This is a genomic window from Burkholderia vietnamiensis LMG 10929 (assembly GCF_000959445.1).
GTDB classification, from domain to species: domain Bacteria; phylum Pseudomonadota; class Gammaproteobacteria; order Burkholderiales; family Burkholderiaceae; genus Burkholderia; species Burkholderia vietnamiensis.
The window spans coordinates 1,000,296-1,013,187 of record NZ_CP009630.1; the positions used below are offsets into that span (position 1 = coordinate 1,000,296).

The following is a 12,892-nucleotide window of genomic DNA, read 5'->3' on the forward strand; positions in this document are numbered from 1 at the left end:
GTGAAGCAGATGCAGGCGGCCCACGCGTCGGTTGTCTCGCAGCTCATGCGCATCGAACCAAGGATGGCGATCAGGCGCGCAGCGCTCAGATATTGCAGAACACGACCGCGGGCTCGGCGCCTTCGATCGCCGAAAACAGCGTCTTCAGGTGTTTGGCCGCTGCGCTCGACGGACGCTCGACCAATCCCAGCAGGTGTTCGCCCCAGAGCGTCATCCCGAGATGGCCGGCCGCGAATTCGTAATTTACCGAGCGCCATTCGGACACCGGCGTGATCGAATCGCACGACGGGCAGCGTAGCCGCGCCGACTCCGGTTCTCGGCACCACGCGTCGAGCGCCTCACCGAGTTCGTCGCTGCCGTCTGCGCCGAGTTCGATCGCCGCTCGGCAGTACGGGCAATTGACGCTGAAACCGCCGTCGTAGTTCATGAACAGGCCGTTATTGTCCGCAGAAGCCACCAGTTCCGGCCGCCCCGTTGCGCCGGTCTGCCAGCCGTGACCGGTCACGTCGATCTCAATCGCCGTGATGCGTGTGACGACGGGACTGTAGGCATCGACTTTCCGCTCGGGCGAACCCCAGCCTTCGAGATCGTCCAGCCCGCGGAAGTCGGCGCGCAACGGAAAGGCGGGCGCGCCCAGCGACAACCCGCTGCGGAGCTCGGGAACGATGACGCCGCCCTCGACGAGACGCGCGTAGAGCGCACGTGCCGCGTTCGGCGCCGACGCGCGCGATATCTTCGTGTCGATCAGCGCGGTGGTCGCGTCACCCATGAGCGTGTCCCGGAAGGTTGGGCATGGCGTTGCGGTCGGCGATATGAGGGGCGGCGAACGGCGAACTAGCCGATGACCGTCGGCGGCGTCGATGCTTCGGCGAGCTGAAACAGGCAGTCGCCGCGCTGCACCTGCGCGGGCACGCGCTTGCAGACCACTTCGCCGTCGCCTTTGAAGCGATGCAGCACCGGTTCGCGCAGCGGCGTATCGGGGAAGTGCACCCACGCGGCCGGCTGGCCGGCCGTCACGCGCTCGCCGAGCTCGACGAGCGGTTCGTACAGCCCGCGCTCGTATGCATAGACGAAGTGGCGATCGCCGTCCACGCGCAGGAAGCGCGTGACGGTCGGCGGCGCATCGGGCACGAGTGCGCCGTGCAGCAGCCCGACATAGCCGAGGTAGTGCAGCAGCCCGTGGCGGCCGAGCCGGATCAGCGCCGGATCGGCCATGCCCGCCCCGCCGAGTTCGGTGACGATCGAGATCGCGCGCTGCCGGCGCGCGGCCGACGCCGAATGCACGGGGTTCGGCGCATGCAGCAGCGCGTTCGGCAGCCCGAACGCGACGAGCAGCCCGTGGAGCTTCGCCGCCTCGTCGGCATCGAGCGGATCGATGGCGAGCATGTTGCCACCCTGGTACAGCAGCGAGCTGCCGCCCGAGTGCAGATCGACGAGATACTGCGCGCGCGACAGCAGCGCATGCTCGATGTAGTCCGCGATCATCTGCGTCGGCGTGCCGGTCGGGTCGCCGGGGAAACTGCGATTCAGGTTGCCGCCGTCGAGCGGCGACACGCGCTGGCCTGCCTCGGCCGCCGGAAAGTTCGCCATCGGCAGCAGGATCAGTTGCCCGCTGACCATCTCCGGCTCGATCTCGCGGATCAGCTGCGACACGATGATCTGGCCTTCGTATTCATCGCCGTGGTTGCCGGCCATCACGAGCACGACCGGCCCTTCGCCGTTGCGGATCGACGCGATCGGAATCGGCAGCCAGCCATACGCGGAGCGATGCACGGAATGCGGCAAGCGCAGATAGCCCGCGTGCTTGCCTTGCGAATCGAGGTCGATTTCGCAATGGATCGGATTTCGGTGGGACGGGGAAGCGGTCATGGCGGCATCGTTCGATGAACGGAATCCGCCATCTTATCGGGAAACGCGTGGCAAGGCGGCGGCTCGATCGGCCGCCGCCCGGCAGTGCGCGTGCTGCACGCGCCGCGTGTTGCAGTGGTGAATCACCGATCGACGAGCAGCGGGCTGCCCACGCGCGTCGGACGAGGCCGCAGCCGCGCCGCGCGTGCCGTTCGACCGGCGGCCGCGTCAACGGCCGGCTGTTTCAGCTTCGATACGGCCTTCTTCCCACAGCGCCCAGAAACGGCTGCCCGCGCGATACGGATTCGCGCGGCGCGCCGCGTGATCGGCGACGCCCTGGCGAAATGCGCCGTACAGCGTCAGCGGCGGATTGTCGACGCACGCGGCTTCGCGGGCGGCGGGCGTGCGGCGCTCGGAAACGAGCCGCCGAATCAGCGAGGCGCCGTCGATCACGTCCGCTCGATCGACGGTTTCTGCGCGGCTGATGACTTCGACGGTATTCATGTGCGGGCTCCCTGACGTTCTGTTTTCCAGTCAAGGAGCAATAAGGGTGCCAAGCTCGAAAACCCGCGTGCGGCCGCGATCGTGCAGGCTTCTGCGGCGAACGTGCGGCGCGCGCGCCGGCGATGTTACGGAACACGTCACGTGACACGGGCGGCTGCCGCGAAACACGCGCACGCGCGCGGCGGCGCGCGATGCGTTGCAGAAATGAACCGCGGGATAGGCGCGAACGCGCGGACAGGCTACCGTTCAGTTCGCGGTGGCCGGGGCGATGGGGCGGTGGCTGCCTGCCGAATAGAAGCGATAGATGCCCTTGCCGGCCGACTTCGCGTCGTACAGCGCGCTGTCGGCCTGCCGGATCAGCTCGTCCGGGTTGCCGTGGCCGTCGTCGAGGGCGATGCCGATGCTGATCCCGAGGCTGACGGTCACGCCGATCGACAGCGTGTAGGGCGCCGAGATCTGGCCGATGATCCGCGTGGCGAGGAGCGAGCTTTCGTGCATCGTGGTGTCGTCGAGCGCGACGATGAACTCGTCGCCGCCCACGCGCGCCGCCAGCGCGCCGGGCGGCAGTGCGCGCGCGAGCCGCTCGGCGACCTGCATCAGCACTTCGTCGCCGGCCTGATGGCCGCAGCGGTCGTTGATCGACTTGAAGCCGTCCAGGTCGAGATACATGACCGCGAGCGCGGGACTCGGCAGGCGCGGCCGCTGCGAGAGCATCCGCTTCAGGGCCGCATGCAGTTCGTGACGGTTCGGCAAACCGGTCAGCGCATCGTGTCGCGCGAGGTGCCGGATATGCTGCTCGGTCTGGCGGCGGGCGGTGACGTCCTCGACGATGATCACCGCATTGCCGTCCGGCACGCGATGGCGCGTGAGCTCGAGCTGGCGGCCGTCGGCAAGCTCGATGTCGAGCGGCACCGGCTCGTCGTGGCTCAGCCAGACGTCGCATTGCGCCGCGAGGCCGGCGCCGTCGGAATCGGTCGACGCGTTCGCGCCGAGCGCCGCGATCACGTCGGGCAGCGGCGTGTCGAGCATGATCTCGCGCGGCGAGCCGAACAGCTGCGCGGTGCGCCGGTTCGCGACGATCACGCGGCTGTCGCCGTCGATCATGCACAGGCCGTGCGGCATGTAGGTGAGCGCCGCGTCGAAGCGCGTGACGAGCTCGGCGTTGCGCTGACGCGCCGCGATCAGCGCGACCAGCACGCGGTAATGGCGTTGCACGACCGTGCGCATGGCGGCGAGATAGATCGCGAGCGGCGGCAGCAGCAGCCACGCGCCGGGCCGCTCGACCAGCAGCGCGCCGATGGCGATCGGCACGACGCCGAGCGTGACCTGCGTCATCGCGAGCCGCGGCAGCGCCGAATTGCGCGATGCGATCCCGCCGAACACGCCCCCCGCGACCATCACCGACAGCGTGCCGAGTTCGATGTCGGGCGAATCGAGGCAGCCCATGACGCCGAGGCCGAGCACGAAGCACGCGGCGAGCGACACCGGAGCATAGCGCAGCGCCCAGTATTCGGGGCGGCCTTCGCCGGCGGCGTCGTGCACGACATAGGCGCGGGCAATGGCGAGCCGCGCGGCGAGCAGGCCGACGTCGACGCACAGCCAGATCAGACACCAGAGTTGCTGCAGCCGGATCAGGGCGATCGCCGCGACGAAGCCGCTCGCGATGCCGGACAACGCCATTGGGCGGACGTCTTCGAACAGCGTGACGAGCATCGACGGGCGCAGCGCAGCCGTCACGTGGTGATTGCCGCTGGGCGGCGTGGAGAGAACGGCGTTCAGCAGGCGGGCCTTGACTGCCATGGTTGTTTTTGACCTGGACACGAGGCGGTTTCCAACCGGTCGCCGGCGCGCGGCAGAGGGTGGGATGACCGGTGAGTCGGATGCGACGACATTACCATGAAACATCGCGCGTGCGAGCCTCGCGGATTCCCCGGTGCGGCGCCGCGGTTATGGCGCGTGGGACGCTCCGGACGACGGCTCGCGACTGGTCGTCGCGCCCTGCGGCGAGGCCGTCATCAGGATTTCAATAAGTATTTCATGTGGAAGGCGCGCCAGGGCTTATATCCGAACGATGTCGGGTGCGGGCCGTGCCGCGCTTCGGTTCGCGGGCGGGGAAAGCGCGCGGCGGATGCCGAGCGTCGCGCGCGTGCTCGGCGGCGGTGATCTCGCTCGTCGTCTGGGAATCTGTATGCAGCTAGCGGCGCGCCCGCGGCGCCACACCGACCGACGTGAAGGCATTTATGCGGACGTGGGCTGAACGGGGCGCCGCTCGCGATGCGGCAGCGTTACGGCGGCGCCCGCGCACGACGCTCCGCCCGCAAACGGCCGACGATGCTTCAGTAGCTACCGCCTCCGCCTGTACCGCCTGCGCCGCCGTATCGGCTCATGCCGGAACCTTGCGCAGCGCCGCCGTCCGCCGACGTGCATCCGGTCGTCAGCAGCAGCGCCAACACCGCGATCAGCGCCGCGGTCGCTCGTGCCGGTTTCATCTCATCCTCCTTTCGCCGCGCAGATCGCTTGACGAGCCATTTCGTACGAGCGCGCGCAACGCAATGCAACACGTATCGCGAGCGCCGCTTATTCCATGCTTTTTGCATATCGGGTTCAGCGCGCGATCGCGCGCACGGCTGCGGTCATCGGAGATTGATCGGGGCAAGCGCTGGTTCTTGGGTGGCGCGTCCCTGGGTGGAGAGGAGCGGATTGCTTTCCCTGGGCGCGCACGCGTCGTCACGCTTGACCGGCTTCACCCACATGACCGGCCGCGCGCCTCGTATTCGCGGCTGACGAGCCGCACGTGGCGCGTGCAGGTGCGCCGACGGCGATTGCGTCGCGCGGGAGATCGGGGAGGATGGTGGTAGGCGCATCGGGCGTCGAACGCGGGTGACGTAGACGCCGCGTCGGCCGCGGCGTCCAGCCGATCGGCGATAGACGAGATCGGCCCTGCGGTTCTGCGCCCACGACGCTTCGTCGTGGGCGAGCGCCAGCGGCTTTCCCGTAGCGAGGAAAAATGTCGCGGTGCGACCAGCTTCCCGGCCGCCCCAGCACGGGCAGCGCGGGAAGGTTCCAGTGCTGCGCATGACGCGCGGCAGCACGGCATCAGAACTTGTGGCGCAGCCCCAGCGCGACGACCACCTGGTTGCTGTTGGCCGACGGCGTCAGCGTCCAGACGGTGGCGTCGAACGCGTGATTGCCGTGGCCGCCGCTGACGCTTTGATAGACGCCTTCGAGATACGCATCGGTGCGCTTCGAGAACGCATAGTCGACTTGCGCGACGACCTGGTTCCATTTGGGGCGCGTCTGGCCCGTGCGCGTGTCGAAACGCGCCATCGTGTACGTGTACGCGGCCGACAGGCTCAACGCGGACGTCGCCATATAGCGGCCGTCGACCGAGAAGTTGTCGAACACCAGCGACTCGCCCTTCAACGGAGTGATACCGCTGCCTTGCATCACGCCGGTCACGCCGTCGGTCGCCGAGTGCGACCATGCGGCGCCGACCGAGTGCGGGCCGAACGAATAGCGTCCGGCGAGTGCCCAGATCTGCTGGTTGCCGCCGGTGATCGTCGCCGAGCCGTCGATCGTGCTCAGCGCACCGTCGGGGTTCGGCGCATTGCGATCGCGGCTGATCTTCAGGTAGCCGGCGCCGAGCTTCAACGGCCCGTTTTCGTACGACACGCCCGCGCTCCACGCGGCGTTGTTCGAGAACTGGCCGGCGGCGTTGGAGAACGCGTACATCGCGCCGAACCTCAGCCCGCGATACGTCGGGCTCACGTACTTCACCGCATGGTTGATGCGCAGGTTGCGGTTCGAATCGTCGTTGTCGTACGGATGCACGGCCAGATTGCCGCCCCAGCCCGGACCCGATGCGCCGAGCGGCGTGACGAAGTCGATGATCAGGTCGTACTGGCGGCCGAACGTCAGCGCGCCGGCCGAGTGCGAGCTCAGGCCGACCCACGCCTGGCGGCCGAACATGTCGACGCCTTTCTGCGACAGCTTGCCGTTCGTACCGGAGAAGCCGTTTTCGAGCGCGAATATCGCGGCCATCCCGCCGCCCAGATCCTCGCGGCCGCGCAGCCCCCAGCGCGATGCGTTCAATGCGCCGCTCGTCAGCCCGACGCTGCCGCTGCCGTGCGAGCCGGCGCCGCCGGCGCGCTGGCTGGTTGCGTAGGTGATCGACGTGTCGATCAGGCCGTACAGCGTCACGCTGCTCTGCGCGTTGGCGGAGGCCGGAAGGAAGCCGGCCATGCAGGCGACGACGGCCGTCCCCGCGGCCGTGCCCGCGCGGCGCGCGCGTTGGGTGGATTGCAGCGCGGCGATGCGAGCGCGGGCCTTTCGTTTGGTCGTGGAATGCATAGGAATATTTATCATTAGCGCGGCAGAACCGCCGTGCGGGCCGCGTCGGCCCCCCCGGCCGACGAATCGAGCGGCAATTATTGGAGATCGCGCAACGGTCGATTAAGTCGCTGCACAGTAAAGGTCTTCTGCGAAATCGGATGGAATCGGTGGGCGGGAAGGGGATGGGCGCGGGCGGTGGGGCTCGCATCGGGGGAGCGGCGAAGACGATCCGTGCGTCGAGTGCGCTGGAGGGTCGCCGAGCATGCGCCGAGCTCGTGGCCGGGTGGGGAAGGTGATGAAAGCGGCGTCGGTCGACGCCGGAAGGCGGAAATTGCAACGACTCCGCAAAAGGCACCGCGTCGTCGTGGATATCAGCAAGCGCGTGACGCTGTGCCGCCCAAGTGGATGCGGCGCTGTCGCCGGGCGTTTCGCCGTTGCGCGCCCGCATCGCGGGAAACGGCGCGCTGCCCGTCGGGCAGCACGCCGTTTCCGCAGGCTCACTGCTTCGTGCCCGAGTCGGACGGTTTCACTTCCGACAGGTCGTCTTCGCGGACTTCGGCTTGACGCACCGTCGTGCCGTCGTCGCCGGTTTCCGAAATATCGGTTTCGAAGGTCGGCTGAGCATCGTTACGTTGTTCGTCGGGCTTCGTGTCGCCCGTCGACTTGCCTGCGTGTTGCTGTTGACGTGTCATATCGCTCTCCTGGTCGCAACCTGAGAATGTTGCGCATCCACGGCGTGAGCAAGGCGTGGGCCACGTGCTTGTGTTGTCGCGACAAGCCGGCGCGGCGTGCGGTTTGGCTGCGCCATGCGCGGCCGAAGTCGTAGAGCGAGGATTGCTATCTCGCGTTCCGCCGCGAACGAACGACGCCCGCGCGGTGTTGCGTTCAGCCGCGCGTATCGACCCAGTTGCGGGCCCAGCGAGCCGAATGCTGCAGCGCCTGCCGTTCGCTCGGGAAGTAGTCGAGCGAATAGAACTGGTAGCGGCGATCGGCGCAGCGGCTGTCGATCGGCTCGAGCAGCAGGTTGGATGAATAACTGCCGTCGGGCAAGCGATGCGCCGAAGGCTGGATGGCATAGCCGTTGTACTGTTGTGTTTGGTTGTGTTGCATTTTGATTTTAATAATATTCGAGCGCGCGCATGCCGTGCTGAACGGGCGCGGATTTACAGCCGTTACTAGCTGAATCCGGCGCAATAAGAGCGCGCAAAAGAGAGTCACCGGCCGACGAAAGCGCGAGACGCAACGACGCATGCGACGCGTGGCAGGCGGTCGAATCAACGGCCGCAGCCTGGCACCGAGCGCGTGCGCTTCAGGAAGACGACGTGTCGTGGAGGGGCGCTGCGCCCCGCGTCCGTTCCCGGACGTCGGGCGCTTGAGACTTACAGAGGCTTGATGTTGGCCGCCTGCAGACCCTTCGGGCCTTGCTTCGTTTCGAAGCTCACTTTTTGATTTTCGGCGAGCGTTTTGAAGCCGTCGGCGCGGATTTCGGAGAAGTGAGCGAACAGGTCGTCACCGCCATTGTCCGGGGTGATGAAGCCGAAGCCTTTGCTGTCGTTGAACCATTTGACGATACCGGTATCCATGATGAATCCTTGAGCAGTAAATAGGAGATTTGCTCTGTTGTAGAGCGTTTGAAGCGTCAAGGAGAGAGAGGACAACGAATACCGCTGAGGGGCGAGACATTGATGAACAGCAATCGGACTTCTTGGACTTCGGTGCGTACACTAACCGCCGCGAATGCTTGAGTCAACGCTTATCTTGTAACTGTGTCGCCGGGCCGTCCGTTTTCGCTGCGACGCGATGTGGCATGTCGCATCGCGCACGCGTCGGCGGAGCGACAAACGCTTCGACCCTCGGCCGTCCTTTCAACCGAGAGCACACCGAAGGCGTGCGTCGCACGATCGCTGCATATCGACGCGCGCCGACATCCGACAGTCGGCCGCATGACCTGATTTCCTCGTCCGACAGGCCCGCCGCCCGAGCGCCGATCCTTATCGCTGCGGCAGATAAACGTATCGAAATCGCTTCGTTGACGCCGTCCGGCATGGGCTCGAAGATTCGCCTTTTCATCGAATCAGGGGCGCTATCGTGACGACTCCCGCCATCCACGCCGCAACAGCGGCGCGCGTCGGCCATCAGCCTGCACCGTCGTTCGAGGCCGCCGCGCAGCGGTTCGACATCATCCCGCTCGATGCGCCGGTCGGCGCAGAAGTCGTCGGGATCGACCTGTCGCAACCGCTGGACGCGGCCGCTTTCACACGCATCCATCGCGCGCATCTCGACCATCACGTGCTGGTGTTTCGCGACCAGCGCATCACGCCGGAACAGCACATCGCGTTCAGCCGCCGCTTCGGCCCGCTGCAGATCCACGTGCTGCACCAATTCGCGCTGGCCGGGCATCCGGAAGTGCTGATCGTGTCGAACATCGTCGAGAACGGCAAGCCGATCGGGCTCGGCGACGCCGGCCATTTCTGGCACTCCGATCTGTCGTACAAGGAAAAACCGAGCCTCGGCTCGCTGCTGCATGCGCAGGAACTGCCGGCCGAAGGCGGCGACACGCTGTTCGCCAACATGCATCTCGCATGGGATACGCTGCCGGCGCACCTGCGTCGCGCGGTCGAAGGGCGGCGCGCCGAACATACGTATCTCGCGCGCTATGCGGAGCTGCAGGCACGCAACCGGTGGCGGCCCGTGCTGTCGGCAGAGCAGCTTGCGCAAGTCGAAGCGGTGGTGCACCCGATCGTGCGCACGCATCCGGAGACGGGCCGCAAGGCGCTGTTCGTGAGCGAGCATTTCACGACACGCATCGTCGACCTGCCCGCCGACGAAAGCCGCGCATTGCTCGACGAACTGTTCGCGCACAGCGTGCGGGACGAGCACCTGTATCGCCATCGGTGGCGCGATCACGACCTCGTGTTCTGGGACAACCGCTCGCTGATGCATCTCGCGGCCGGCACGCCGGACCATCTGCGCCGCAAGCTGTACCGCACGACGATCGAAGGCGACGCGCCGTTCTGAGCGCCACGTTTCGTCCCGACGCCTCGTTTCTGCTGGAGTTCCGATGTCGTTTCCTGTTTCGCCGGCCCTGCGCCGCACGACCCGTTCTGCGCGCCGCGCCTTGGCCGTCACGCTCACCGCCGCGCTGGCGTTCGTGGTCGCCGGCACGCCGCGCCCCGCACACGCGGAAGGCCGCATCCGCATCGCCGAGCAGTTCGGCGTGGTTTACCTGATGCTGAACGTCGCGCGCGACCAGCAACTGATCGAGAAGGAGGGCCGCAAGGCCGGCGTCGACATCAAGGTCGACTGGGTGCGGCTGTCGGGCGGCGCGGCCGTGAACGACGCGCTGCTGTCGGGCGCGGTCGATATCGCCGGGGCGGGCGTCGGGCCGCTGTTGACCGTATGGGACCGCACGCGCGGGCGGCAGAACGTGAAGGGCGTCGCCTCGCTCGGCAATTTCCCGTACTACCTGGTCAGCACCAATCCGAACGTGAAGACGATCGCCGACTTGAGCGCGAAGGACCGTATCGCGGTGCCGGCCGTCGGCGTGTCGGTGCAGTCGCGCGTGCTGCAGTACGCGGCCGCGAAGCAGTGGGGCGACAAGCAGTTCGATCGTCTCGATGCGCTGACGCAGGCGATCCCGCACCCGGATGCAACGGCCGCGATCCTGGCGAACAGCAATGTGATCACCGGGCACTTCGGCAACCCGCCGTTCCAGGATCAGGAGCTCGCCGGCAATCCGAAGGCGCACATCGTGCTCAATTCCTACGATGTGCTCGGCGGCCCGAGTTCCGCGACGGTGCTGTATGCAACGGAGCAATTCCGCGACGCCAATCCGAAGACGTATCGCGCGTTCGTCGCGGCGCTCGCCGACGCCGCGCGCCAGATCGCAGCCGACCCCGAGCGCGCGGCCGACACGTACCTTCGCGTGAACGGTTCGAGGATCGATCGCGCGTTGTTGCTGAAGATCCTGCGCAATCCGCAGGTGCAGTTCAAGACGGCTCCCGAGAACACGCTGAAGCTCGCGCAGTTCATGTATCGCACCGGCGCGATCCGCAACGAGCCGAAATCGTGGCGCGATTACTTCTTCGACGATCCGGCGACGGCCGGCGGTAGTTGATCCGACGCCGAGCCGACGCTGCCGCGTCGCGATCGCCGCTTATGCGGCTGCGCGGTTTCGATATGCGCAATCGTTGGTTGGGCCGTGCGCCACACCGCCGTATGTTGATGATTTACCCGCGAGAGTTTCCATCGTGAACGCCACTTCTCCGTCGATCGGCTTGCCGCCGTACGCGATGCGCGGTGCGGCCGCATCGGCCGTCCATCCCGTCACCGACGCGCGCGACGCGTCCGCGCCTCAGGCCGCAGCGGCCGGCGCGCCCAGCAAGCGCCTGCTGGCGATCGAGCGCGTGAGCCTCGAATACCGGGCGGGCGCACGCATCGTGCGCGCGACCCATCAAGTCAGCTTCGACGTGTACGGCGGCGACCGTTTCGTGCTGCTCGGTCCGTCCGGCTGCGGAAAATCCACGTTGCTGAAGGCGATCGGGGGCTTCATCGAGCCCGTCTCGGGTTCGATCGCGCTCGATGGCCGGCCCGTGCACGGCCCGGGCCCCGATCGCATCGTCGTGTTCCAGGAATTCGACCAGTTGCCGCCGTGGAAGACGGTCGTCGAGAACGTCGCGTTTCCGTTGCGTGCTGCCGCGAAGCTGTCGCGGGCCGAAGCACGCGAGCGTGCGCTGCACTATCTCGACAAGGTCGGGCTCGCCGCGTTCGCCGATGCCTATCCGCATACGCTGTCCGGCGGCATGAAACAGCGCGTCGCGATTGCGCGTGCGTTGGCGATGCAACCGCGCGTGCTGCTGATGGACGAACCGTTCGCCGCGCTCGACGCGCTCACGCGGCGCAAGATGCAGGAAGAACTGCTGCGCCTCTGGGACGAATTCCGCTTCACGCTGCTGTTCGTCACGCATTCGATCGAGGAGGCGCTCGTGGTCGGCAACCGGATCCTGCTGCTGTCGCCGCATCCGGGACGCGTGCGCGCCGAGCTCAACAGCGACGAGCATTCGTTCGACAGCGTCGGTAGCGGTGACTTCCGCGCGAGCGTCGCCCGCATTCATCATCTGCTGTTCGATGCCGACGCGTTGGGCGAAACGCACGCCGCATCGACCACGGAGGCCACTGCATCATGACCACGATCGATCCTGTCCTGCCGCCGTTGCCGCCCGTTCGTGCCGAATACGTGCGCACGCTCGACGCGCTGCCCGAAGCCGCGCGTGCCGCGCCCGCGCCCCTGTTGCGCCGTATCGCCGGTGCGAGCGGCTTTCGCCGCGCGGTGATCGCGCTGGTGCTGATCGCCGTATGGGAAACCGTCGCGCGCATCGTCGCGAACGATTTGCTCGTACCGACCTTCGGCGCGACGCTCGTTGCGTTCGTGCAAGGCATCGCGTCGGGCGAACTGCTGGTGAAGACGGCCATCTCGATGTCGGTGCTGTTGCGCGGCTATGCGCTCGGCGTCCTGTTCGCGTTCGTGCTGACGTCGCTCGCAGTGTCGACGCGCGTCGGTCGCGATGTGCTGTCGATGCTCACGTCGATGTTCAATCCGCTGCCGTCGATCGCGTTGCTGCCGATTGCGTTGCTGTGGTTCGGGCTCGGCACCGGCAGCCTGCTGTTCGTGCTCGTGCACGCGGTGCTGTGGCCGCTCGCGCTCAGTATGTATACGGGCTTCGCCGGTGTGCCGGCCACGCTGAAGATGGCCGGGCGCAACTATGGGCTCAGCGGCCTGCGGCAGATCGCGCTGATCCTCGTGCCGGCCGCGCTGCCGTCGATCCTGTCCGGGTTGCGCGTCGGCTGGGCTTTCGCATGGCGCACGCTGATCGCGGCGGAACTCGTGTTCGGTGCGAGCGCCGGGCAGGGCGGGCTCGGCTGGTACATCTTCCAGAACCGCAACGAGCTGTATACCGACCGCGTATTCGCGGGTCTCGCGGCCGTCATCGTGATCGGGCTGCTCGTCGAGCATCTCGTCTTCGATACGCTCGAGCGCGTGACGGTGCGCCGCTGGGGCATCGCGCACTGACACGCATCGATCCGAGCGGGCATTCGCTGCGCCGGCGTCAACGCATGGTTGGGAACCGTGTCGGTTACCGACAACACGGCCGAGCTGGCCACATCGGCTTGCCCGAAACGGCGACGACGGCGTCGGGTCATGCAATCT

At 67.0% G+C, this 12,892-nt stretch carries 14 protein-coding genes and 1 pseudogene; 5 read left to right on the top strand and 10 right to left on the bottom strand.

The genetic code is table 11. The features are described from left to right. Positions 1-85: 85 nt before the first annotated feature. The 10 genes and pseudogenes from AK36_RS04565 to AK36_RS04600 form a co-directional block, all read right to left on the bottom strand. Positions 86-769 carry a hypothetical protein gene (locus AK36_RS04565; RefSeq protein WP_045577961.1) on the bottom strand — a complete coding sequence of 228 codons (684 nt, stop codon included), beginning with the start codon at positions 767-769 and terminating at the stop codon, positions 86-88. A 65-nt stretch (positions 770-834) separates the two neighbouring features. Beyond that, entirely contained in the window at positions 835-1,869 is a 1,035-nt protein-coding gene (locus AK36_RS04570) for a succinylglutamate desuccinylase/aspartoacylase family protein (RefSeq protein WP_011882262.1), read from the bottom strand. 207 nt (positions 1,870-2,076) lie between these two features. Further along, complete coding sequence (locus AK36_RS04575) at positions 2,077-2,352, bottom strand: hypothetical protein (protein ID WP_045577962.1); 276 nt, start codon at positions 2,350-2,352, stop codon at positions 2,077-2,079. A 246-nt stretch (positions 2,353-2,598) separates the two neighbouring features. Then, positions 2,599-4,152: a sensor domain-containing diguanylate cyclase gene (locus AK36_RS04580; protein WP_011882260.1), complete on the bottom strand. Its 1,554-nt coding sequence runs from the start codon at positions 4,150-4,152 to the stop codon at positions 2,599-2,601. Positions 4,153-4,688: 536 nt separating this feature from the next. Further along, a complete protein-coding gene (locus tag AK36_RS33895; protein WP_014724861.1) occupies positions 4,689-4,841 on the bottom strand; it encodes a hypothetical protein in 153 nt (50 codons plus the stop codon). Positions 4,842-5,270: 429 nt separating this feature from the next. Further along, a pseudogene (locus AK36_RS32605) lies at positions 5,271-5,354 on the bottom strand (peptidoglycan-associated lipoprotein); the annotation flags it as partial. A 94-nt stretch (positions 5,355-5,448) separates the two neighbouring features. Beyond that, positions 5,449-6,594 carry a porin gene (locus AK36_RS04585; protein WP_371464382.1) on the bottom strand — a complete coding sequence of 382 codons (1,146 nt, stop codon included), beginning with the start codon at positions 6,592-6,594 and terminating at the stop codon, positions 5,449-5,451. A gap of 587 nt (positions 6,595-7,181) precedes the next feature. Beyond that, positions 7,182-7,376 carry a hypothetical protein gene (locus tag AK36_RS04590; RefSeq protein ID WP_045577964.1) on the bottom strand — a complete coding sequence of 65 codons (195 nt, stop codon included), beginning with the start codon at positions 7,374-7,376 and terminating at the stop codon, positions 7,182-7,184. Positions 7,377-7,569: 193 nt separating this feature from the next. Further along, on the bottom strand, positions 7,570-7,794 hold the full coding sequence (locus AK36_RS04595; protein WP_011882255.1) for a hypothetical protein: 225 nt from the start codon (positions 7,792-7,794) through the stop codon (positions 7,570-7,572). A 269-nt stretch (positions 7,795-8,063) separates the two neighbouring features. Then, a complete protein-coding gene (locus AK36_RS04600; RefSeq protein ID WP_006485974.1) occupies positions 8,064-8,267 on the bottom strand; it encodes a cold-shock protein in 204 nt (67 codons plus the stop codon). 224 nt (positions 8,268-8,491) lie between these two features. Here AK36_RS04600 and AK36_RS32610 point away from each other — a divergent pair, with 224 nt between their 5' ends. The 5 genes from AK36_RS32610 (at position 8,492) to AK36_RS04620 (ending at position 12,754) form a co-directional block, all read left to right on the top strand. Beyond that, positions 8,492-8,776, top strand: a complete 285-nt coding sequence (locus AK36_RS32610) for a hypothetical protein (RefSeq protein WP_124259677.1) — start codon at positions 8,492-8,494, stop codon at positions 8,774-8,776. Next, positions 8,773-9,702, top strand: a complete 930-nt coding sequence (locus tag AK36_RS04605) for a TauD/TfdA dioxygenase family protein (protein WP_034195078.1) — start codon at positions 8,773-8,775, stop codon at positions 9,700-9,702. Before AK36_RS32610 ends, AK36_RS04605 begins: the two co-directional genes overlap by 4 nt. Positions 9,703-9,745: 43 nt before the next feature. Then, positions 9,746-10,801, top strand: a complete 1,056-nt coding sequence (locus AK36_RS04610) for an ABC transporter substrate-binding protein (protein WP_011882253.1) — start codon at positions 9,746-9,748, stop codon at positions 10,799-10,801. A gap of 73 nt (positions 10,802-10,874) precedes the next feature. Beyond that, positions 10,875-11,870 carry an ABC transporter ATP-binding protein gene (locus AK36_RS04615; RefSeq protein ID WP_045577965.1) on the top strand — a complete coding sequence of 332 codons (996 nt, stop codon included), beginning with the start codon at positions 10,875-10,877 and terminating at the stop codon, positions 11,868-11,870. Then, positions 11,867-12,754, top strand: coding sequence for an ABC transporter permease (locus AK36_RS04620; protein ID WP_045577966.1), 888 nt, complete (start codon positions 11,867-11,869; stop codon positions 12,752-12,754). Before AK36_RS04615 ends, AK36_RS04620 begins: the two co-directional genes overlap by 4 nt. The last annotated feature ends 138 nt before the right edge of the window (positions 12,755-12,892 follow it).